Below are 20,840 nucleotides of genomic sequence, written 5' to 3'. Positions count from 1 at the left end.
CTTAGCGTCCTTGAAAATTCGGTGCGCGTTTTTCCAGGAAGCTGGAAACACCCTCGGCATAATCCGCGCTTTCACCGCAGGTTTTCATCGCATCTGCTTCGATCTCAAGCTGATCGCTCAGGGATGTGGTGGCCGCGGTTTGAATGCAGTGTTTTGTCAGGCCAAGTCCAAGAGTGGGGCCGTTGGCGAGTTGCGCGGCAAGCGCGCGCGCCTCGTCCATCAGTTGATCATCGGGCAGCGCCTTCCAGATCAGCCCCCAGTCTTCGGCCTGTTTCGCGGTAAGCGGTTGCGCCGTCAGGGCCAGACCCTTGGCGCGAGCCTCACCCAAAAGACGGGGCAAGTGCCAACTGCCGCCGGTATCCGGGATCAGACCGACTTTGGAGAAGCTTTGGATGAATTTTGCGCTTTCCCCGGCCAGAACCATGTCGCAGGCCAGTGCCAGATTTGCGCCCGCGCCTGCGGCGACGCCGTTCACGGCGCAGATCACGGGAAAGTCCATCGACCGTATTAAACGGACCAGCGGCGCATAGAAACTGCGGACCGTTTTGCCCAGATCGGGCGGGCCGTCCATTTTCGACGGGTCGCGGTCGCCGAGGTCCTGACCAGCACAGAAGCCACGCCCGGCTCCGGTCAGCAGGATCGCCCTAGCCCCATTGTCGCGCGCAGATTTCAGCGCGCTCTGCAAGGCAAAGTGCATCTCTTCGTTGAACGCATTCAGCTTGTCGGGACGGTTCAGGGTTATTTCGGCCCAGTTCCCGTTGTCTTGCACAAGAATCGTATCGCTCATGACTGTCCCACCCGGTCCCGTTCCAACTTAATCATTGCATTAACCGAACGGTTGGTCAATATATAAACCCGAACCGATTCCGGGCCGATCAAAGGAATAGCTCATGTCGCTGGTGCGTGTTGATTTCAGGGGGGACGTGGCCTGGGTCACGGTTGACAACCCGCCGGTGAACGCAACCTCGACCGGGGTGCGGCAGGGGCTCTCCGATGCGGTTGACGCGGTCAAAGGCGCGCGCGTGGCGGTGCTGTGCTGCGCGGGCAGAACCTTTATCGCGGGCGGAGATATGTCCGAATTCGATGCGCCGCCGGTTGAGCCGCATTTGCCGGATGTAGTGCAGAAAATCGAAGACAGTCAGGTGCTGTTTATTGCCTGCATGCACGGCAATGTGCTGGGCGGCGGGTTGGAGGTTGCCATGGCCTGCGCCTGGCGGATTGCCGCGCCGGGTACAGGCTTTGGTCTGCCCGAGGTCAATGTGGGCCTGATCCCCGGGGCAGGGGGCACGCAACGCTTGCCGCGTCTTGTGGGGATGCAGGCTGCAATCGACATAGCGTGCTCGGGAAAAATACTAAAAGCCGAGGCTTTGGCCGAACTTGGGGGCGTGGATCTTGTCGCAGGAGACCCCAAGGCCGCGATCCCCGATTTTATTGCCAACCTGCCCGAACGTCCGATCCCTGTCAGCCAGCGCCCCGTGGCAGATTTTGCGCCTGACCTGCTGGACATCAGCCGCCAGGACCTGAAGAAACGCGCCAAAGGGCAGCAATCGCCGCTGGAGAACCTGACCGCGCTGGAATGGTCTGCCGAGCCGTTTGCAACAGCACAGCCGAAAGAGCGTGCCCGCCATCTGGACCTGCGCCAAAGCGCTGAAAGCCGGGCCCTGCGCCACGCCTTTTTTGCGGAACGCAGCGTGGCGAAACCCGCGGTGATCAAAGGCGCAACCGCGCGCGACATAAGCCGGATCGCTGTTGTCGGCGGGGGGCTGATGGGGGCCGGAATTGCCACCGCTGCCCTGAACGGTGGCCTGTCGGTCACTTTGATCGAACGGGACTCGGATGCGGCGGCAACGGCGCACAACCGGGTCGAGGGTTTGCTGCAGGGGGCCGTCAAACGGGGTAAGATGACCGAGGTGCAGCTTCGGGATCGCCTTGCCGCCTTCCGTGCCGTGGACAAGTACGCCGAGGCCGCCGATGCAGAACTTGCGATCGAGGCGGTATTCGAAGACCAGTCCGTCAAGCAACAGGTATTCGCGGAACTGGCCCGCCATATGCCCCAAGACGCAATTCTGGCGACCAACACGTCCTATCTGGACCCGCGTGAGATCTTCGAGGGCATTAAAAACCCGTCTCGCTGCATTGGTCTGCATTTCTTTAGCCCGGCCCATGTCATGAAGCTGTTGGAGATCGTGAAGACCCCGCACACCTCGGCCGAAGTGATAGCAACCGGGTTTGCGCTGGGTAAAAAGCTGCGCAAGATCTCGGTTCTGTCGGGCATTTGCGACGGGTTTATCGGCAACCGCATGCTGGCCGCTTACCGGCGCGAGGCCGATTATCTGCTGGCGGACGGGGCGCTGCCCTATCAGGTGGATCGGGCCATGCGGGCGCTTGGAATGCCCATGGGGCCGTATGAGTTGCAGGACTTGACCGGCCTTCAGATCGCCTGGGCCAATCGCAAGCGCAATGCTGCAACCCGCGATCCGGGCGAACGCTATGTGACCATCGCGGACCAGCTGTGTGAAATGGACCGGCTTGGCCAGCGCACGGGAAAAGGGTGGTATCGCTACGAAGATGGCAAGCGCGAGCCGATCCGCGATCCAGAGGTTGAGGCGCTGATCGAAGCCTATTCCGCGCAGCAGGGCATTACTCGCCGCGCTTTTTCGGATGACGGGATCTCCTCGCGCATACTCGCCGTGCTGGCGAATGAGGGGGCGTTGATCCTCGAAGAGGGGATCGCGGAAAACACCGAGGCCGTCGATATGGTACAAATCCAAGGATACGGCTTTCCGCGCTGGCGCGGTGGGCCGATGGCCTATTGCAAAGAGATCGGGCCGGACGTCACCCGCGCAACCATGGCAACCGTCGCTGCAGAAAGTCCGGGGTCTTGGCGCATCGCGGAAGGGCTTGAGGGTCTTTAACATGTTGATGGTTACAAAAGCGACCATTAACGCATTTGCGAGTCATGTTTCACAGGGAGGAGACAGAACCATGAAACTTACCAAGTTGAGCACGCTTTTGGCCTCGGCCGCGCTGGCCGTTTCGGGCACCGTAGCGCTGGCGGCGGATTACACGCTGACCATTTCCAGCTGGGCCCCGCCGACCCATGGTATCAACGCCAAAATGTGGCCGAAATTCGTCGAGATGGTTGAAGACGCCACCGATGGTCAGGTCACTGCCGAATTGAAGCTGGGCCTTGCCCCTCCGCCCGCGCAGATGGACCTGATCATGGATGGCGCGGCGGATGCCTCGATCATCTTCCACGGCTATCAGCCGGGCCGGTTCGTCACCACCAAGATGATCGAACTGCCCGGATATGAAGGCTCGGCCGAGGATGCCTCGGTTGCCTATTGGCGCACCTATGACCAGCACCTCAAGGCAGCGGATGAACATCGCGGTGTGAAAGTGATCGCCCTGCATACGCACGGTCCGGCGCAGCTGCATTCCAGCAGCCCGGTGACCGCGCTGGACGAAGTCTCGGGCCTCAAGGTTCGTATTCCGGGCGGTGTTGGCGGTGACGTCGGCACGGCGCTGGGGGCGACCGGTATTCAGGTGCCTGCGCCGAAAGTATACGAAACGCTGGCCTCGAAAGCGGCCGATGGCGTGGTCATGCCCTTTGAATCCCGCAAGGGCTTCAAGCTGACCGAAGTGGCGCAGAACGTCTACGAGGTTCCGGGTGGTCTGTATCGCGGGTCGTTCGCTTTTATCATGAACGAGGATACCTTTGCCGATCTGCCCGCCGACCTGCAGGCGGCGCTGGAAGAGAACGTCTTTGGCGAACCGCTCAGCCGAGAGATTGGCAAGATCTGGGACGAGATTGACGCGATTGGCCGGGAAGCCACCGAAGGGACCGAGGGCAACGCGATCAACACAGCCTCTGCCGAGGATCTGGAAAAGTTCAATGCAATTGCAGTGGATGTGCGCGCCAAGGTGATTGATGAGGTCAACGGCACCGGTGTCGATGCGCAGGCCGCCTATGACATGATCGTCAATGAAATGGCTGCGCAATAACGCGCTTTGGCTGGCGGGATCGATCCGCCAGCCAGTTTCACCCACCGGGGACCAATCATGCAATCTCTCGTGACTTTTGCGCGTCGCGTCAGCATCATTCCGACGGTGCTGGCCTGTGTGGCGCTGTTCATCCTGATGGTGATGACCTTTTTCGACGTCATCCTGCGATCTGTCTTCAATGCTCCGATTGAGGCCGCGACCGAGCTGACGCGGATTCTGATGGCGATCCTTGTGTTCTCGGTTCTGCCGATGATCTCGGCGGGGAAGGGGCAGATCGCGGTGGACCTGACGGATGGGATATTCTCGCGCCTGCGGCTGAGCCGGGTGCGCGATGCGATTGTCTATCTGGTGTCCGGCATCATGCTGATCTGGCCGATTCAGCGGGTCTGGGTACTGGCGGAACGTGCGCGGGACTATGGAGATGTCACCGAATACCTGTCGATCCCGGTTTTCTACGTGGGTTGGTTCATCGCCGGTTTCACTGCGATCACCGCCGTTGCAATGATCATCACCGGCCTTTTGCAGATCTTTGCCCCTCACGCCTTGTCGGAGCACGCCTGATGACTGCCGCACTGATCGGTTTTGCCCTTGTTCTTGTCCTGGTGCTGCTGCGGCTGCCCATCGTGTTTGCAATGGGCCTGGTCGGGACGCTGGGCTTTGCCTATGAGCGCGGCGGCAGCATCCTGTCCGAGCGCGGGTTGAAGGCCGCGATGTCGATGGTCGGTCGTCAGATCACCGACACGGCGCAGGATTACGGCCTGTCAGTTGTACCGCTGTTCATCCTTATGGGCCTGTTCGTGAACAAAGGCGGTCTGGCGCGTGAACTTTATGCGGTTTCGAACGCCTTTCTGGGGCACTTTCGCGGTGGTATCGCCATGGCGACGGTTGCGGCCTGCGGCGGGTTCTCGGCCATTTGCGGCTCTTCACTGGCAACGGCTGCAACCATGTCCAAAGTTGCCATGCCGGAAATGCGCCGCTACCGTTATTCGGATGAGCTGTCGACGGCGTCGATTGCGGCAGGCGGCACTTTAGGCATTCTGATCCCGCCGTCGGTGATCCTTGTGATCTATGGCCTGCTGACCGAAACCTCGATCGGCAAGCTGTTCGTCGCGGGTATCATTCCCGGCGTTCTGGGCATCCTGTTTTACCTGTTTGCCGTGCGCTGGACGGTTTGGCGCAGGCCCGAGTCCGGCCCGGCGGGCGAACGCCATGGCTGGGGCGAACGTCTGTCAGCACTGCGTTCGGTTTGGGCCGTGTTGCTGTTATTCTTTCTGGTGATCGGCGGCCTGTATGGTGTGTTCGATTTCTACCCGCTGAACCTGACCTTCAGCCCGACCGAGGCTGCGGGCATGGGTGCAATGGGCGCGTTCCTGATCGCTCTGTCCCGTGGTGGGCTTACGCTGGCGTCCACCTTTGAGGTGCTGAAGGAAACCTCATTCACGGCGGCGGCGCTGTTCTCGGTTCTGATCGGGGCGCAGATCTTTTCGAATTTCATCAACCTTGCCGGTCTGCCCGAAGCCTTGATCGCCTTGGTCACGGCGTATGAGGTGGAACCCTTCGTGGTCATCCTGATGATCCTCGGGATCTACATCATTCTGGGCTGCGTCTTTGAATCGCTGTCGATGCTGCTGCTGACAGTGCCGATCTTTTTCCCGCTGGTCACGTCGCTGGGCTATGACCCGATCTGGTTCGGTATTGTCGTCGTTGTCGTCACCGAGATCAGCCTGATCACGCCCCCTGTCGGTTTGAACGTGTTCATCCTGAAAGGCGTGGTCGGCGATGTGTCGACCGGTACAATCTTCAAAGGGGTCACGCCGTTCTGGGTGGCGGACATCTTCCGTCTGGCTCTGATCGTTCTTGTGCCCTGGCTGGTACTGGTATTGCCTGAACATATGGGGGCGATGGGTCACTGATGTTTTCTCTGACCGCATTGCCACAAGGTTTCCACGCGGACCCGTATCCAATCTACGCCACGCTGCGCGAGGACACGCCGGTCTGCTGGCAGCCCGACGGATCTGTGGTTCTGTCGCGATATGATGATCTGGATCTGGTGTATCGGGACACGGACCGGTTCATATCTGATAAAAAGGCGGTTTTTGGCCCCAAATACGGAATCGACAGCCCTTTGTTTGAACATCACACGACCAGCCTGGTGTTCAACGACCCGCCCCTGCACACCCGTGTTCGCAAGGTGATGGTCGGCGCGATGAACCCGCGGGCTTTGGCGCAGATGGAGCCGGGGCTGATCCAGCTGGTCGATGGGTTGCTGGACGAGATGCAGGCGAAGGGCACGGTGGAACTGATCGAGGATTTTGCCGGTGCGATCCCGATTGAAATCATCGGCAACCTTTTGGGCATTCCCCGGTCCGAGCGGGGGCCGCTGCGCGATTGGTCTTTGGCCATTCTCGGCGCATTGGAGCCCAAATTGACGCCAGAGCAGGAAGAATGGGGCAACCGCTCGGTATCCGACTTCAAGGATTTCCTAAGGCATATCGTAGAAGACCGCCGCGCCAATCCCGGAGATCCCGCGACGGATGTTCTGACCCGGCTGATGCAGGACGACACCGATGGCGGGCTGACCGAGGTCGAGCTGTATCAGAACTGCATTTTCATCCTGAATGCGGGGCATGAGACCACCACCAACCTGATCGGCAACGCGTTGGAGTTGCTGGACCGCCACCCCGACAAACGGGCCGAGTTGCTGGCCGACCCCGATCTGATCACCACCGCAGGTGATGAGTTTCTGCGGCTGGAAAGCCCGAACCAGTTTGGCAATCGTTTGACCACCCAAGACGTGCCGTTTCACGGAGAAACAATCCCGGCGGGGACCGACATTCATCTGTGCATCGGCGCGGCCAACCGCGACCCGCGGCAGTTCGACCGGCCTGATGATGTCCAGTTGAACCGCCGCCCCAACAAGCATCACGCCTTTGCCGGTGGACCCCATACCTGCGTCGGCCTGACCCTGGCGCGGATGGAGGGGCGCGTTGCCGTCGGGCGTTTTCTGACCCGGTTCCCCAACTATCGTATCACGGAAGGTGTCGAACGCGGCGGGCGGATCCGGTTTCGCGGCTTCGCACGACTGCCCGCGCAGGTTTGAGATGTTTGGTTCAGGGGTATCGGCTCGGGAATTTATTGACCGACCGTACGGTTTAAAATATCATTTCGTCAGACCGGCAAAGGGCTGCGCGAAGATCGCCATGCAGATGAGGAGACGCTCATGACCATCCAACAGATTTCCAGCTTCGCAGCCGGTGAGTGGGTTTCGCCCGGCGAAGGGGCCCGCACCATTGCCAGCGCTGTCACGGGCGAGGTGATCGCCACGGCGGGCAACAGCGCGTTGGACGTGCAGGCGATGTTGGACCACTCGCGCAACGTCGGCGGCCCGGCCTTGCGCAAATTGACGTTTCACGAGCGGGCCAAGATGCTCAAGGCGCTGTCTCTGCATTTGGGTCAGCACAAGCAGGCCCTTTATGACCTGTCCTTCAACACAGGTGCCACGCAGTCGGATCACCTGATCGACATCGACGGTGGTATCGGCACGATGTTCGTCTTCGCCTCAAAGGGCCGGCGCGAGATGCCGGACGGGCATGTGTATCTGGATGGTGAGGTCGAGCAGCTATCGCGCAATGGTACCTTTCTGGGTCAGCACATCTGCACCCCGCTGCATGGCGTGGCGGTTCATATCAACGCGTTCAACTTTCCCGTCTGGGGGATGTTGGAAAAGCTGGCGCCGACCCTGTTGGCAGGTATTCCGGCGATTGTGAAACCGGCGACGAATTCCTGCTATGTGACTGAATTCTGTGTCCGGCTGATGTTGGACTCGGGCATTTTGCCAGCGGGCGCGCTGCAACTGGTCTCGGGCGGGCTGAGCGATATGCTGGATCGCCTGACCATGCAGGACGTGGTCAGTTTCACAGGGTCTGCCGATACTGCTCTGAACCTGCGGTCCAACCCTGTGATCTTGCAGAACTCGGTGCGGTTTGTGGCGGAACAGGACAGCCTGAACTGTTCGATCCTCGGCCCCGATGCACAGCCGGGCACGCCGGAATTTGACCTGTTCGTCAAGGAAGTTCAGCGTGAAATGACCACAAAAGCGGGTCAGAAATGCACCGCAATCCGCCGGATCATCGCGCCCGAGTCGCAAGTGCAGGAGGTGATCGAGGCGCTGTCCGCGCGGCTGGCCAAAACGGTCATCGGAGACCCGAAGCTGGAGACCACGCGCATGGGCGCGCTGGTCTCGACCAGTCAGAAACGCGACGTTCTGGAAAAGGCCGCGATCATCGGGCAAGAGGCCGAGCGTGTCTTTGGCGACCCGGATGATTTCACTGTCGATGGCGCGGATGCCGAAAAAGGCGCTTTCCTGCCGCCCATGCTGTACCACTGCGCCAACCCGGACACGGCGCAGCGCGTGCACGACACCGAAGCCTTTGGTCCGGTCAGCACAGTGATGGGGTATCGCGATCTCGACCATGCGATCGAACTGGCGAACCGGGGGCAGGGGTCGCTTGTGGCGTCGGTTATCACCCATGACCCGGATGTGGCGCGGCAGGTTGCGATGGGGGCGGGGGCCTATCACGGGCGGCTTTACTTTAACAATCGCGACTCGATGAAGGAATCCACCGGCCACGGTTCACCCTTGCCGCATATGGTCCATGGCGGACCCGGCCGCGCCGGGGGCGGCGAAGAAATGGGCGGCGTGCGCGGCGTGAAACACTATATGCAGCGCACCGCCATTCAGGGCTCACCCGATATGCTGACCGCAATTGGCGGCAAATGGGTGCCGGGTGCTACCGAGATCGCAGGCCCGGCCCATCCCTTTACCCGCAGATTCCACGAGCTTGCGATTGGTGAGACCATCCACACCGACCCGCGCTCCATCACGCTGGAGGACATCGAACATTTTGCCCATTTCACCGGTGATACGTTCTATGCCCATATGGATCAGGCGGCGGCGGAACGGAATCCGTTCTTCCCGGGCCGCGTCGCGCATGGATACCTGCTGCTGTCCTTTGCTGCGGGGTTATTTGTTGAGCCCAATGAAGGGCCGGTTCTGGCCAATACCGGCCTGGACGGGTTGCGCTTCATGAAACCGGTCGAGGCGGGGGATACGATCAAGGTGCGTCTGACGGTCAAAAGCAAGACCAAGCGAAACGACGAATATGGCGAGGTTCGCTGGCATGTCACCCTGACCCAGCAGGATGATGACATGGTAGCAGAGTATGAATTGCTGACCATGGTCGCCTACTAGACCCACAAGGCCGGATGGAAATTCCGTCCGGCCCTATTATACTTGGCCTATGAAAGATACGGCTCCTGATTGGTTTGAAACCTGCGTCAGCCAACTGACAAACACGGGCACGCAGCGGGTGTGGTCGGTTCTGGTTACGATTTTTGGCGATCTGGCGCAGAACGGATCGGATCAGGTGAGTGGTGCGCTGATTACCACGCTCACCACTCTGGCCGGGATCAAGGCCGAGGCGACACGCGTCGCGCTGCACCGGCTGCGCAAGGAAGGCTGGATCGAAAGTACGCGGGTGGGGCGGAACAGTGTGCACAGGCTCACCGAATTCGGCCGCAGCCAAAGCGCGGCCGCCGCGCCGCGTATCTATGCCCGCGAAACGACTGAGCCTGATGTGTGGCATGTGCTGATTGCCAGCAATACCGAGAGTTCCCGGAAAGAACTGTCGGATTTGATGCTGACGGGGGACTATATCTCGGTGAGTCCCACAACAGCCATGGCGCCCGGCCCGATCCCGGACGGGCTGGAGGAGTTGCTGGGCATCGAAAGCAGCACCATCGCGGCACCTGATTGGCTGCGTGATCTGTGCGGGCCAGAGGCCCTGAAAACGGCGTATAACCAGTTCTGGAGCTCGATACAGATCGTCGAACAGCATCTGCCCGCAAGGGGCGTGGACGATCCGTTGCGCAGGGCTGTGCTGCGCGTTTTGATCGTGCACGGGTGGCGGCGTCTGATCCTGCGCCACCCGGCCATGCCACCTGCGTTTCTGCCTTCGGATTGGAAGGGGGAAGAGTGCCGCGAGGCGGTTTTTCGGTTGCTGGACAAGCTGCCCCGCCCCGATCTTGCAACATTGGAAGCCGCGCTGGACGATTGACGCAGGGCCGGTTGCCCGCGCCGGTCAGGGTACAAAACCAGTGGCTTGGGTTGGTTCAGCCATTGTGGCGGCATAGGTATGGATTATCATGTTACACAATATGCGAAGCAGGCGGCTATATGGTAACATAAGTCTTGCTTCGAATCGGATCTGAATTTATTAACCGACCAGACGGTTATTGGCAGTTCCTGCGAACAGGAGACATTACAGATGGACGCATTCATTTGCGACGCGACGCGCACTCCGATCGGACGGTATGGCGGAGCGTTGTCTTCTGTGCGCACGGATGATCTGGCCGCCATCCCGCTGGCCGCCCTGAAAGCCCGCAATCCGCAGGTTGACTGGGCCAGCGTGGATGATGTGATCTATGGCGACGCCAATCAGGCGGGGGAGAGTAACCGTAACGTGGCGCGCATGGCCGCGCTATTGGCCGGGTTGCCGATTGACGTTCCCGGAACAACGATAAACCGCCTGTGTGCCAGCGGCATGGATGCTGTCGGAATGGCCGCGCGTGGGATCAAAGCGGGGGATTACGATCTGGCCATCGCGGGCGGTGTAGAAAGCATGTCGCGCGCGCCGTTTGTGATGCCCAAGGCGACGTCCGCCTTCACGCGCAGCAATGCGGTGTATGACACAACGATTGGCTGGCGCTTTGTGAACCCCAAGATGCAGCAGGAATACGGCATCGATTCCATGCCGCAAACCGCTGATAACGTGGCCGAGGATTACGGGATCAGCCGCGTGGATCAGGATGCCTTTGCCGCGCGCAGCCAGGCCCGTTGGCAGGCCGCGCATGCAGCGGGCGTGTTCAGGGACGAAATCACCCCGGTCTCGATCCCGCAGCGCAAGGGCGATCCGATTGTCTCGGACACCGACGAACATCCGCGACCGGGAACAACGGCAGAAAAGCTTTCGGGCCTCAAGGGAGTGAACGGACCGGACAAGACGGTTACGGCGGGAAATGCCTCGGGCGTGAATGATGGGGCCGCTGCGATCCTGATGGCGAATGAGGCGGCAGCGGCAAAGAACGATCTGACCCCAATGGCCCGCGTGGTAGGCATGTCGGTCGCGGGGGTAGAGCCGCGTGTCATGGGGATCGGTCCGGTGCCTGCCAGCCGCAAGGTTCTGGCCCGTGCGGGGCTGAGCATCGATCAGATGGACGTGATAGAGTTGAACGAAGCCTTCGCCTCTCAGGGGTTGGCGACACTGCGGGAACTGGGCGTGGCCGATGATGCACCGCACGTCAACCCGAATGGCGGCGCGATTGCGATTGGCCACCCCTTGGGAATGAGCGGCGCGCGGCTGGTACTGACCGCGGCCTATCAGTTGAAACGAACCGGGGGCCGCTATGCGCTGTGCACCATGTGTGTGGGTGTCGGGCAGGGCGCAGCCCTAATTCTTGAACGCGTGTGACGGAGGAGACGGAACATGTACGCTCAGATGGTAAAATCCGAAGCGTCGGACGACGATCCGGAAAAGCTGGCGGAATTTCAGGCGCGGATCGACGCGGATATCAAGATCGAACCCAAGGATTGGATGCCTCAGGCCTATCGCAAGACTCTGATCCGCCAGATCGGGCAGCACGCGCATTCCGAGATTGTCGGTCAATTGCCCGAAGGCAACTGGATCACGCGCGCGCCAACGCTGGAGCGTAAGGCGATCCTTTTGGCCAAGGTGCAGGACGAAGCCGGGCATGGCCTGTATCTGTACTGCGCTGCCGAAACGCTGGGCGTCAGCCGCGACGAGATCACCGAGATGCTGCTGGACGGGCGCATGAAATACTCGTCAATCTTCAACTATCCGACCTTGAACTGGGCCGATATCGGGGCGGTCGGGTGGTTGGTCGATGGGGCCGCGATCATGAATCAGGTGCCGCTGCAGCGCACGTCTTATGGCCCCTATTCCCGCGCCATGATCCGCATCTGCAAGGAAGAAAGCTTTCACCAGCGTCAGGGCTATGATGCGATCCGCAAGATGGCCGAAGGCACGCCCGAGCAGCGCAGGATGGCGCAGGACGCGCTGAACCGGTTCTGGTTCCCGTCGCTTATGATGTTTGGACCGTCCGACAAGGATTCCGTGCATTCGGCGCAGTCGATGGCGTGGAAGATCAAGATCAACACCAATGACGAGCTGCGTCAGAAATTCGTCGATCAGACCGTGCCGCAGGCCGAGTATCTGGGTCTGACCATCCCCGACCCGGACCTGAAATGGAACGAGGACCGCGGGCATTACGATTTCTCGGAACCCGACTGGTCCGAGTTCTTCGACGTGCTCAAAGGCAACGGCCCCTGCAACGTGGATCGTCTGGCCGCCCGCAACAAGGCCTGGGATGACGGCCAGTGGGTCCGCGACGGGTTGCTGGCCCATGCCCGCAAGAAACGCGCGGGCAATCTGGCGGCGGAATAGGCTTGCCCAAAGGAGGAAACCCGATGAACAACGAATGGCCCCTGTGGGAAATCTTCATCCGCGGCCAGCATGGGATGAGCCACCGGCATGTCGGTTCGCTTCATGCGCCCGACGCGGAAATGGCGATCAAGAACGCGCGGGATGTTTACACCCGCCGCAACGAAGGCGTTTCGATCTGGGTGGTCGAGGCGAACAACATCTCGGCCTCGTCACCCAGCGACAAAGGCCCGCTTTATGAACCCAGCGAAAGCAAAGTGTACCGCCACCCGACCTTCTTCGACATTCCCGAAGACGTGGGGGCGATGTAATGAGTGTTTTGGTTTCCAACGACGCTTTGCTGCAATTCCTGCTGCGGATGGGGGACAATACGCTGATCCTGGGTCACCGCGTCAGCGAGTGGTGCGGCCATGCGCCGGTGCTTGAGGAAGATATTGCGCTGGCCAACACGGCGCTGGACCTGATCGGACAGACCCAGATGTGGCTTGGCCTTGCGGGTGAGGTTGAAGGCGGCAAAAGCGCCGATGATCTGGCCTTTCTGCGCGATGCCTGGGATTTCCGCAACGTGCTGCTGGTCGAGGTGCCGAATGGCGATTTCGGCCGTACGCTGATGCGCCAGTTCCTGTTCGACGCGTGGCATTCGATCATGCTGGGGCGTCTGATGACATCCTCGGACGACCGGGTCGCAGCCATTGCCGCGAAGGCCAGCAAAGAAGTTATCTATCATCTGGAACGCTCGGGCGAGACGGTTGTGGGCCTTGGCGACGGGACCGAGGAAAGCCACGCAAGGATGCAGGAGGCGCTGGATTACCTGTGGCCTTACGTGGGTGAGATGTTTGTCGGCGACGACATCGATGCCCAGATGGTTGCAGCGGGGATCGCACCGAACCCGTCCGATCTGCGCGCCGAATATGACGCTTTGGTTGAACGCGTTCTGACCAGGGCAACGCTGACCATTCCGGACAGCCGTTTTACCCATAAGGGCGGGCGCGATGGGCGGATGCATACCGAGCATCTGGGCCACCTGCTGACACAGATGCAATGGCTGCAACGCGCCTATCCCGGCGCGAAGTGGTGAGATGTGATGCAGGCCTCGACCGAACAGATCTGGGGCTGGCTGGATGCCGTTCCCGACCCCGAGATCCCGGTGATCTCGGTCGTGGATCTGGGCATTGTCCGTGGCGTGCGGTGGGAGGCTGAAACGTTGGTCATTACGGTCACGCCCACCTATTCCGGCTGCCCGGCGACGTCGGTGATCAGCATGGATATCGAAACCGCCCTGCGCGATCATGGGATCGGGGATGTGCGGATCGAAACCAGCATCGCCCCCGCCTGGACCACCGATTGGCTGAGCGATAAGGGCCGCGCCCGGTTGGAAGACTATGGCATTGCACCGCCGCAACCGGCGGGCGGCCCGGACCGGTGCCCCCATTGCGGCAGCAAGGCGGTCGAGAAGGTCAGCCAGTTCGGCTCGACCCCCTGCAAGGCCCATTGGCGCTGCACCGATTGCCTGGAACCCTTTGACTATTTCAAGTGCATCTGAGGAGGAGCACCGGATGGCACGTTTTCATGATCTGAAAGTCACCGACATCCACAAGACCATCCGCGATGCGGTTGTGGTGACACTTGAGCCGGTAAACGGTGCGGCGGATCAGTTCGACTTTACTGCCGGTCAGTATCTGACGTTCCGGCGTGATTTTGACGGTGAGGAACTGCGCCGATCGTATTCGATCTGCGCGGGCAAGGATGACGGTGTTTTGCAGGTTGGTATCAAACGCGTCGAGGGCGGTGCCTTTTCAAGCTGGGCCAATGCAGAACTTACCGTTGGCGACGTCGTGCAGGCGATGCCACCAATGGGCAGCTTCCACGCGCCCATCGATGCAGATGCGCAGAAACAGTATCTTGGCTTTGCCGGCGGCTCGGGCATCACGCCGGTTCTGTCGATTCTGAAAACCACGCTGGCCCGCGAGCCCAAATCCCGTTTCACGCTGATCTATGCCAACAAAGGCATCAACACGATCATGTTCCGGGAAGAACTGGAGGACCTGAAAAACCTCTATATGGGTCGCCTGAACGTGATCCACATCCTCGAAGCCGACGCGCAAGAGATCGACTTGTTCACCGGTCTGGTCACGCAGGACAAATGCGGTCAGCTTTTCAAGCATTGGATCGATATCACAAACGTGGACACCGCTTTTATCTGCGGGCCGGAACCGATGATGCTGGGGATTGCCGCCGCTTTGCGCGACCACGGGCTGGAAGACAGCCAGATCAAGTTCGAGCTTTTCGCCAGCGCCCAACCGGGCCGGGCCAAGCGCAAGGCAAGCGCGGCGCAGGCGGGCACGCAGGCTAATCAGACCAGTGCGTCGATCACGCTGGACGGGGCCACCCAGACCATGACCCTACCCAAGGATCAGTCCATTCTTGAAGCCGCGCTGGAAAACGCCATGGACGCGCCTTACGCCTGCAAGGCAGGAGTTTGTTCCACTTGCCGCTGCCGCGTGCTCGAGGGCGAGGTCGAAATGCTCGCCAATCACGCGCTTGAGGATTACGAGGTCGAAAAGGGCTATGTCCTAAGCTGTCAGGCCTATCCGGTGACCGACCGCGTCGTCGTCGACTACGATCAGTGACAGGAGGGGATTGATGAGCGATACAATGACACTCGACAGCTATCTGGCCGCAGGCGGGGTGCTGACCAATCCAACCAATGTCCCGCCGCGATACCGGGCCGAACTGATGAAGCTGATGGCCACTTTCGTCGATAGCGAACTGGCCGGGGCCGCCGGGTTTGCCGACATCATCAATCAGGGGCCGGGCATCAAGGAACGTATAGCGGCCGCCAAGATCGTGCTGGAGAAAACCGACAACGCGGATCGCGTCCTGAAGATCATGGGTGAGTTCGGGGCAGACACCGAAAGATACGCCACCCATCACCCCTGGACCGCGCGTCTGGACCGTGATGCCGACATTGGCGCGACCCGCAGCAAACACGACATGCGCCTTGCGGTGTTCAACTACCCGATCAGCGGCTGGACAGATGCCGTCGTCATGAACCTGCTGATGAGCCGAGCCGTCGCCGAGCAACTGGCCGAGTTTTCGACGATCTCGTATCAGCCGCTGGCCGAGGCTTTCCGGATCATCGCGCCTATCGAGGCGAACCACGGCGATCTGGCCTTGGAGGGCGCAACCAAGCTGATCGCTGCGGGCGAGGCGGACGCGATGCAAAGCTCGGTCGATTATTGGTGGCCCCGCGTGGCAGCCTCGTTCGGGGGCGATGATCCGAAACGGTTCGAGCTTCTGAAATCCATGAACCTGAGACGCACCGAAAACCACATGCTGCGAGAGCGGTGGAACCATGCGATGGGCGAGACCTTGGCGACGTTGAACCTTAGAAAGCCCGTCTAGACCCTGTCGTCCGACTTGGCCGCCTGTAATTCGCGACCAGACGGCCCTTTGCTTTTGAGGTTGATTAGAGCATCAATATTTCTGATGCGTGACCGCAAATCTGTTGAATTGACGGGCCGTCTGAATCCGCTAACGTCTGCCGGATCAATGCGCCCCGAGGTCCTCATGTCGCAATCCGCCCGACTGTTGAATCCGATCCTGATCGTGGGGTGTATCATCATCACGGTCAGCTTCGCTGTGCGCGCCTCGTTCGGGGTGTTTCAGATCCCGATTGCGGATGAGTTCGGCTGGCTGCGCACCGATTTTTCCCTGGCCATTGCGATCCAGAACCTGGCCTGGGGCATTGGGCAACCAATCTTTGCTGCGATTGCCGAAAAGATCGGTGATCGAAAGGCGATCATCCTGGGTGCACTGACCTATGCCGCAGGTATGGTTCTGTCGGCCTGGTCGATCACGCCCTTTGGGCACCAGATGTACGCCTGGCTGGTGGGCTTTGGTATCGCAGGCACCGGGTTCGGCGTTGTTCTGGCTGTGGTTGGCCGCGCCTCATCCGACAAGAACCGGTCGATGTCTCTGGCGATTGTGACTGCTGCGGGCAGTTTTGGTCAGGTCATCGGCGCGCCAACTGCTGAATGGTTGCTCACCTTCCTGCCGTGGCAACAGGTGTTTATCGTATTCGCCGTTGCGATCCTTGCGCTTGTTCTGACGCTGCCCTTTATGCGCGCGCCGCAACCGGTCAGCAAGGCCGAGCTGGAAGAAAGCATGAGCCAGATCCTGGGCCGCGCCTTCCGGGACCCGTCTTATGCTTTGATCTTCTTGGGTTTTTTCAGCTGTGGCTATCAGGTGGCCTTCATCACCGCCCATTTCCCGGCTTTCGTGACCGAGATGTGCGGCCCTATTCAGCCCGGGGGTGTTTTGCATTCGCTTGGCATTACTACGACGTCGGCCCTCGGTGCCGTAGCGATTTCGCTTGTGGGTCTTGCCAATATCGGCGGCACGTTGCTGGCAGGTTGGGCGGGCAATCACTTCCCCAAGAAATACCTGCTCGCCGCAATCTACACAGCGCGAACCCTTGCAGCCGCAGCCTTCATTCTGATGCCGATCACGCCAACTTCGGTGATCATCTTCTCAATCGTCATGGGCTCTCTGTGGCTGGCGACGGTGCCGCTGACCTCGGGCCTTGTCGCGCATCTTTACGGCTTGCGCTACATGGGCACGCTTTACGGCTTCATCTTCCTCAGCCACCAGATCGGGGGGTTCCTGGGCGTCTGGCTGGGTGGGCGGATGTATGACGTCTATGGCGACTACACCATGGTCTGGTGGATCGGCGTCGCGGTCGGAGCGTTCAGTGCCATCGTCCATCTGCCGATCCGCGAAAACCGGGGCGCAACACCCGCAGCAGCCTAGCGGGCTTCTTCTTCGGTCAGCAAGCCTTCGGCAACCAGGCGATCCGCCCAGCCTTGCGGGCCGGTGAAGTGATGCGTCTGCCAACCACGGGACCGCGCGGTTTCGATGTTGTCGATCCGGTCGTCCGCGAACAGCAATGTCTCGGGCGGCAGGCCACAATCGGCCTCGACCTGTGCATAGATCGGCACATGGGGCTTCACCATCTTCATCCGGCCCGAGACATAGTGCCGGTCAAACTCGTTCAGAAACGGATAAACGGTGGTGGCATAGTCGAAATTCTGCACACCGAAATTCGTCAGCGCAAAAACGGGCACGCCCTTGGCGCGCAATGCCCGTTGCAACCGGACCGAATGCGGAATTTCAGGCGCGGCAAGCTCGATCCATTTGTCGTGCCACATGCGAATCTCGTCGCGCCAATTGGGATATTTCTCGGCCCAATTGTAGATCGTATCGGTGAAGTGATGGCCCTGATCCACCAGATCGTTCATGCCGTGCAGATCGACCTCGTCGAACATCGCGCGGCGGCGATCCTCGCCGATCACGCGGTCATAGTAGCGCTCGGGCTGCCATTCGATCAGTACATTGCCGATGTCGAAAATGACCGCTTGGATGGGCATGTTGCGTTCCTGCTTCAAATTCCTGCCGGGCCGACTGAACCAAGCCCGGCGTCCAAGTTCAAGCACCAACCGCAGCGCGCAGCGCTGCCCGGCCCAACCGGAGTAGATGCATCTTTGATGCATCGCCGACGGGCGGGAGGGCTATGACCGTTTTGCAGCCCTCAGTTCCCGTTCCAAGGCGTCCAGAAACCGGGATCGGTCGGCCTTGCCGAAGGGTTTGCCGCCGCCCCCTGCACCCAACGGGTTTGCCGCACGCAGGTCGGCCATCAGGTCGCGCATCGCCAGTTGCTGACCGATATTGGCGGCGGTGAACGCCTCGCCATTGGGGCGCAGTACGCGGGCGCCAGCCTCGACACATTTTGCGGCCAAGGGGATGTCGGATGTGACCACCACATCGCCCGGCCCGCAGCGTTCGGCGATCCACTTATCCGCTTCGTCTGCCCCTTCCGAGACAATGACCACCTGCACCAAAGGGTTCGCCGAAGGCCGCAGCCCGCCATTCGACACCAGCGCCATCGGAACCTTGTGCCGGGTCGCCACCCGCTCGGCCTCGGCCTTTACCGGGCAGGCATCGCCATCGATATAGAGCGTTGTCACGCCTTCCTGGCCTCTTTCGTTGCCGCTGGCTTCTTTTTCACCTTGAACTCTTCCGGGATCGGCATCCGGTTGAACGCATCCAGACCTGCGATCTTGTAGGCCTCGGCCAGCGTTGGATAGTTGAACGTGTTCTGGACAAAGTAGTCCACGGTGCCTTTCAGGTTCAGCACGGCCTGCGCGATATGGATCAGCTCGGTCGCGCCTTCACCGACGATCTGCACACCCAGAACCCGGCGGGTTTTCAATGAGAACAGCATCTTCAGCATACCATGCTCCAACCCCATGATATGCCCGCGCGAGGTTTCGCGGAACCGCGCGACGCCGACCTCATAGGGAATGCCACGCTCCTGCAACTCCTCCTCGGACATTCCGCAGGTGGAAATCTCGGGCACCGAATAGATGCCATAAGGATACCAGGGGCTTTCAGGTAAGGTCGGTGTTTCCAGCGCGTGACACGCGGCGACCCGACCCTGTTGCAAAGACGTAGAGGCCAGCGAGGGATGCCCGATCACATCGCCGGTTGCGTAGATATGTGGCACCGAGGTTTGATAGGTCTTGCGATCCACCTTGATCCGGTTCCGGTGGTCGGTTTCCAGCCCGACCGCGTCCAAATTCAACGCTGAGGTCGCGCCCATCCGCCCGGCTGCAAACAACAGCATTTCGGCGCGAACGTGGCGGCCGTTTTCCAGCGTGACTTCAACGTGGTCGCCGGTGTCTTCGATTTTCTCGACCGCAGAACCCAGCCGCAGATCGACACCGTTCTCGCGGATCTGATGGGTGAAATCGTGGATCAACCGGCTGTCGATGAAATCGAGGAAGGTTTCGCGCGGCTCAATCAGTGTCACCCTCACATCCAGTGCCGAGAACATGGTGGCGTATTCCACGCCAATCACCCCGGCCCCGATGACGACCAGCGAGCGTGGAATCTCGGCCATCTCAAGAAAATCGTCGCCATCCACGACGGTCTTGCCATTAAAAGGCACATAATCGGGGCGATAGGTTTTGGTCCCGGTGGCGATCAGAAACTTGGCTGCGGTCAGGCGCGTTTTCTCGCCGGCATCGGTGGCAACCTCGATCTCATGCGGGCCCACGAACGAGGCCAACCCGTTCAGGGTTTCGACGTGGTTGCGGTTGAATTGGTGTTCCAGCACGTCAACCTCATGATCCAGCGTCATGTGCAGACGGGCCTTGAGGTCTTCGGCGCGGATCTGGTCCTTTACGCGATAGGACCGCCCATAGAAGCTGCGCTCGCGCCAGCCGGACAGGTTCAGCACCGTCTCGCGCAGGGTTTTCGACGGGATCGTGCCAGTATGGACCGAGACACCGCCAAACCGGTCCTTGCGATCAATCACCAACACGCGGCGCTTCAGCTTACCGGCCTGAATCGCGGCGGACCGCCCCGAGGGACCGGACCCGATGATGATCAGGTCGTAGTCATAGTCGCTCATGCCTCAGTCTCCGTACAGCGCTTCGGCGTGGAAGGTGATGTGGTCTTCCATGAAGGTGGACACAAAGAAATAGGAATGATCATAGCCCGGCTGCAGGCGATAAGTGGCCTGCTGGCGACGTTCGGCGATGGCCTGTGCCAGAGCCTCGGGGCGCAGCAGGTCGATGAACTGATCGCTTGCGCCAGTGTCGATCAGGATAGGGCCGTCAAAGCCGACCTCTTTCATCATCAGGGACGCGTCGTGCTTATGCCAAAGGCCCTCATCTTCGCCCAGATACGCGGCAAGCTGTTTGCGACCCCAATCCGCACCGGTGGGGTTCGAAATCGGCGCGAAGGCCGACACCGACCGGAACCGACCCGGCAGATTCATCGCCAGCGTCAGCGCACCGTGGCCGCCCATCGAATGGCCGGTGATGGCCTGACGATCCATGTCGATGGCAAAATTCTCGGCCACAAAGGCGGGCAATTCCTCGGCCACATAATCCCACATGTTGAAATGCGGGGCCCAGGGGGACTGCGTTGCGTTCACATAGAACCCGGCACCCTGACCCAGATCGTAATCCTCGTGATCGGCCACACCTTCGCCGCGCGGCGAGGTGTCGGGGAAGATGACCGCGATGCCCTGTTCAGCAGCCCAGGCTTGCGCCCCAGCTTTGGTCATCGCGTTTTCATGGGTGCAGGTCAGGCCCGACAGATACCACAGGATCGGAACCGGGCCGTCCTTTGCCTCGGCCGGAAGAAACAGGCCAAAGGTCATGTCGCATTGGCACGCGGTCGAGGCATGGCGGTAGACGCCCTGCACGCCACCGAAACAGGCATTTTCCGAAAGGGTTTCCATCAGGT

The 20,840-nt window shown here is 60.4% G+C and carries 20 protein-coding genes; 15 read left to right on the top strand and 5 right to left on the bottom strand.

What is annotated here, in order from left to right; genetic code table 11:
* Position 1: 1 nt before the first annotated feature.
* On the bottom strand, positions 2-787 hold the full coding sequence (gene paaG / locus ACR0MO_RS12210; protein WP_480626649.1) for a 2-(1,2-epoxy-1,2-dihydrophenyl)acetyl-CoA isomerase PaaG: 786 nt from the start codon (positions 785-787) through the stop codon (positions 2-4).
* Positions 788-890: 103 nt separating this feature from the next.
* Between paaG and ACR0MO_RS12205 the strand changes: the two genes are divergently transcribed.
* From ACR0MO_RS12205 to ACR0MO_RS12135, 15 genes are all read left to right on the top strand, one after another.
* Positions 891-2,915, top strand: coding sequence for an FAD-dependent oxidoreductase (locus ACR0MO_RS12205; RefSeq protein WP_480891489.1), 2,025 nt, complete (start codon positions 891-893; stop codon positions 2,913-2,915).
* 70 nt (positions 2,916-2,985) lie between these two features.
* Positions 2,986-4,005 carry a TRAP transporter substrate-binding protein gene (locus tag ACR0MO_RS12200; protein WP_480882033.1) on the top strand — a complete coding sequence of 340 codons (1,020 nt, stop codon included), beginning with the start codon at positions 2,986-2,988 and terminating at the stop codon, positions 4,003-4,005.
* A gap of 57 nt (positions 4,006-4,062) precedes the next feature.
* Entirely contained in the window at positions 4,063-4,566 is a 504-nt protein-coding gene (locus ACR0MO_RS12195) for a TRAP transporter small permease (protein ID WP_480584814.1), read from the top strand.
* On the top strand, positions 4,566-5,918 hold the full coding sequence (locus ACR0MO_RS12190; protein ID WP_170522613.1) for a TRAP transporter large permease: 1,353 nt from the start codon (positions 4,566-4,568) through the stop codon (positions 5,916-5,918). Before ACR0MO_RS12195 ends, ACR0MO_RS12190 begins: the two co-directional genes overlap by 1 nt.
* On the top strand, positions 5,918-7,105 hold the full coding sequence (locus tag ACR0MO_RS12185) for a cytochrome P450 (protein WP_480891486.1): 1,188 nt from the start codon (positions 5,918-5,920) through the stop codon (positions 7,103-7,105). The genes ACR0MO_RS12190 and ACR0MO_RS12185 overlap by 1 nt, the downstream gene beginning before the upstream one ends.
* A 120-nt stretch (positions 7,106-7,225) precedes the next feature.
* Complete coding sequence (paaZ, locus tag ACR0MO_RS12180) at positions 7,226-9,256, top strand: phenylacetic acid degradation bifunctional protein PaaZ (RefSeq protein WP_480891483.1); 2,031 nt, start codon at positions 7,226-7,228, stop codon at positions 9,254-9,256.
* Between the two features lie 49 nt (positions 9,257-9,305).
* A complete protein-coding gene (locus ACR0MO_RS12175; protein ID WP_170622217.1) occupies positions 9,306-10,121 on the top strand; it encodes a PaaX family transcriptional regulator C-terminal domain-containing protein in 816 nt (271 codons plus the stop codon).
* Positions 10,122-10,331: 210 nt separating this feature from the next.
* Positions 10,332-11,534 (top strand): 3-oxoadipyl-CoA thiolase, encoded by a 1,203-nt coding sequence (gene pcaF / locus ACR0MO_RS12170; RefSeq protein ID WP_480891481.1) that lies wholly within the window; start codon positions 10,332-10,334, stop codon positions 11,532-11,534.
* Between the two features lie 15 nt (positions 11,535-11,549).
* A complete protein-coding gene (gene paaA, locus ACR0MO_RS12165) occupies positions 11,550-12,527 on the top strand; it encodes a 1,2-phenylacetyl-CoA epoxidase subunit PaaA (RefSeq protein ID WP_170522628.1) in 978 nt (325 codons plus the stop codon).
* 23 nt (positions 12,528-12,550) lie between these two features.
* Complete coding sequence (gene paaB / locus ACR0MO_RS12160; protein WP_170453879.1) at positions 12,551-12,835, top strand: 1,2-phenylacetyl-CoA epoxidase subunit PaaB; 285 nt, start codon at positions 12,551-12,553, stop codon at positions 12,833-12,835.
* Complete coding sequence (paaC, locus tag ACR0MO_RS12155; protein WP_480891480.1) at positions 12,835-13,602, top strand: 1,2-phenylacetyl-CoA epoxidase subunit PaaC; 768 nt, start codon at positions 12,835-12,837, stop codon at positions 13,600-13,602. Before paaB ends, paaC begins: the two co-directional genes overlap by 1 nt.
* Positions 13,603-13,608: 6 nt before the next feature.
* On the top strand, positions 13,609-14,067 hold the full coding sequence (gene paaD / locus ACR0MO_RS12150) for a 1,2-phenylacetyl-CoA epoxidase subunit PaaD (RefSeq protein ID WP_170522634.1): 459 nt from the start codon (positions 13,609-13,611) through the stop codon (positions 14,065-14,067).
* Positions 14,068-14,080: 13 nt separating this feature from the next.
* Positions 14,081-15,154: a 2Fe-2S iron-sulfur cluster-binding protein gene (locus tag ACR0MO_RS12145; RefSeq protein ID WP_170453876.1), complete on the top strand. Its 1,074-nt coding sequence runs from the start codon at positions 14,081-14,083 to the stop codon at positions 15,152-15,154.
* A gap of 13 nt (positions 15,155-15,167) precedes the next feature.
* Entirely contained in the window at positions 15,168-15,929 is a 762-nt protein-coding gene (locus ACR0MO_RS12140; RefSeq protein WP_480584791.1) for a Phenylacetic acid catabolic protein, read from the top strand.
* Positions 15,930-16,094: 165 nt separating this feature from the next.
* A complete protein-coding gene (locus ACR0MO_RS12135) occupies positions 16,095-17,336 on the top strand; it encodes an MFS transporter (protein WP_480891476.1) in 1,242 nt (413 codons plus the stop codon).
* Here the strand turns inward: ACR0MO_RS12135 and ACR0MO_RS12130 are convergent.
* From ACR0MO_RS12130 to fghA, 4 genes are all read right to left on the bottom strand, one after another.
* On the bottom strand, positions 17,333-17,953 hold the full coding sequence (locus ACR0MO_RS12130; protein WP_170453874.1) for an HAD family hydrolase: 621 nt from the start codon (positions 17,951-17,953) through the stop codon (positions 17,333-17,335). The two genes, ACR0MO_RS12135 and ACR0MO_RS12130, sit on opposite strands and share 4 nt — an antisense overlap.
* Before the next feature lie 141 nt (positions 17,954-18,094).
* The gene (locus ACR0MO_RS12125) at positions 18,095-18,550 is read right to left on the bottom strand and encodes a YaiI/YqxD family protein (RefSeq protein ID WP_170522646.1); all 456 of its coding nucleotides are present in this window, start codon (positions 18,548-18,550) and stop codon (positions 18,095-18,097) included.
* The gene (gene sthA, locus ACR0MO_RS12120) at positions 18,547-19,998 is read right to left on the bottom strand and encodes a Si-specific NAD(P)(+) transhydrogenase (protein ID WP_170522649.1); all 1,452 of its coding nucleotides are present in this window, start codon (positions 19,996-19,998) and stop codon (positions 18,547-18,549) included. Before sthA ends, ACR0MO_RS12125 begins: the two co-directional genes overlap by 4 nt.
* 3 nt (positions 19,999-20,001) lie before the next feature.
* Complete coding sequence (gene fghA / locus ACR0MO_RS12115; protein WP_170522652.1) at positions 20,002-20,835, bottom strand: S-formylglutathione hydrolase; 834 nt, start codon at positions 20,833-20,835, stop codon at positions 20,002-20,004.
* Between the last annotated feature and the right edge of the window lie 5 nt (positions 20,836-20,840).

The sequence above is a fragment of the Ruegeria sp. K5 genome, assembly GCF_056531805.1.
The sequence above is the reverse complement of the archived record's forward strand: the minus strand, read 5'-3'. Positions and strand labels throughout refer to the sequence as shown.

Excerpts from the sequence above, each read along its gene's own strand:
- paaA (WP_170522628.1), top strand. The coding sequence starts at position 11,550 with ATGTACGCTCAGATGGTAAAATCCGAAGCGTCGGACGACGATCCGGAA.
- ACR0MO_RS12145 (WP_170453876.1), top strand. The coding sequence starts at position 14,081 with ATGGCACGTTTTCATGATCTGAAAGTCACCGACATCCACAAGACCATC.
- ACR0MO_RS12185 (WP_480891486.1), top strand. The coding sequence starts at position 5,918 with ATGTTTTCTCTGACCGCATTGCCACAAGGTTTCCACGCGGACCCGTAT.
- paaB (WP_170453879.1), top strand. The coding sequence starts at position 12,551 with ATGAACAACGAATGGCCCCTGTGGGAAATCTTCATCCGCGGCCAGCAT.
- paaG (WP_480626649.1), bottom strand. The coding sequence starts at position 787 with ATGAGCGATACGATTCTTGTGCAAGACAACGGGAACTGGGCCGAAATA.
- ACR0MO_RS12205 (WP_480891489.1), top strand. The coding sequence starts at position 891 with ATGTCGCTGGTGCGTGTTGATTTCAGGGGGGACGTGGCCTGGGTCACG.
- sthA (WP_170522649.1), bottom strand. The coding sequence starts at position 19,998 with ATGAGCGACTATGACTACGACCTGATCATCATCGGGTCCGGTCCCTCG.
- paaZ (WP_480891483.1), top strand. The coding sequence starts at position 7,226 with ATGACCATCCAACAGATTTCCAGCTTCGCAGCCGGTGAGTGGGTTTCG.
- ACR0MO_RS12175 (WP_170622217.1), top strand. The coding sequence starts at position 9,306 with ATGAAAGATACGGCTCCTGATTGGTTTGAAACCTGCGTCAGCCAACTG.
- ACR0MO_RS12190 (WP_170522613.1), top strand. The coding sequence starts at position 4,566 with ATGACTGCCGCACTGATCGGTTTTGCCCTTGTTCTTGTCCTGGTGCTG.
- pcaF (WP_480891481.1), top strand. The coding sequence starts at position 10,332 with ATGGACGCATTCATTTGCGACGCGACGCGCACTCCGATCGGACGGTAT.
- fghA (WP_170522652.1), bottom strand. The coding sequence starts at position 20,835 with ATGGAAACCCTTTCGGAAAATGCCTGTTTCGGTGGCGTGCAGGGCGTC.
- paaC (WP_480891480.1), top strand. The coding sequence starts at position 12,835 with ATGAGTGTTTTGGTTTCCAACGACGCTTTGCTGCAATTCCTGCTGCGG.
- ACR0MO_RS12195 (WP_480584814.1), top strand. The coding sequence starts at position 4,063 with ATGCAATCTCTCGTGACTTTTGCGCGTCGCGTCAGCATCATTCCGACG.
- ACR0MO_RS12130 (WP_170453874.1), bottom strand. The coding sequence starts at position 17,953 with ATGCCCATCCAAGCGGTCATTTTCGACATCGGCAATGTACTGATCGAA.
- ACR0MO_RS12200 (WP_480882033.1), top strand. The coding sequence starts at position 2,986 with ATGAAACTTACCAAGTTGAGCACGCTTTTGGCCTCGGCCGCGCTGGCC.
- ACR0MO_RS12135 (WP_480891476.1), top strand. The coding sequence starts at position 16,095 with ATGTCGCAATCCGCCCGACTGTTGAATCCGATCCTGATCGTGGGGTGT.
- ACR0MO_RS12140 (WP_480584791.1), top strand. The coding sequence starts at position 15,168 with ATGAGCGATACAATGACACTCGACAGCTATCTGGCCGCAGGCGGGGTG.
- paaD (WP_170522634.1), top strand. The coding sequence starts at position 13,609 with ATGCAGGCCTCGACCGAACAGATCTGGGGCTGGCTGGATGCCGTTCCC.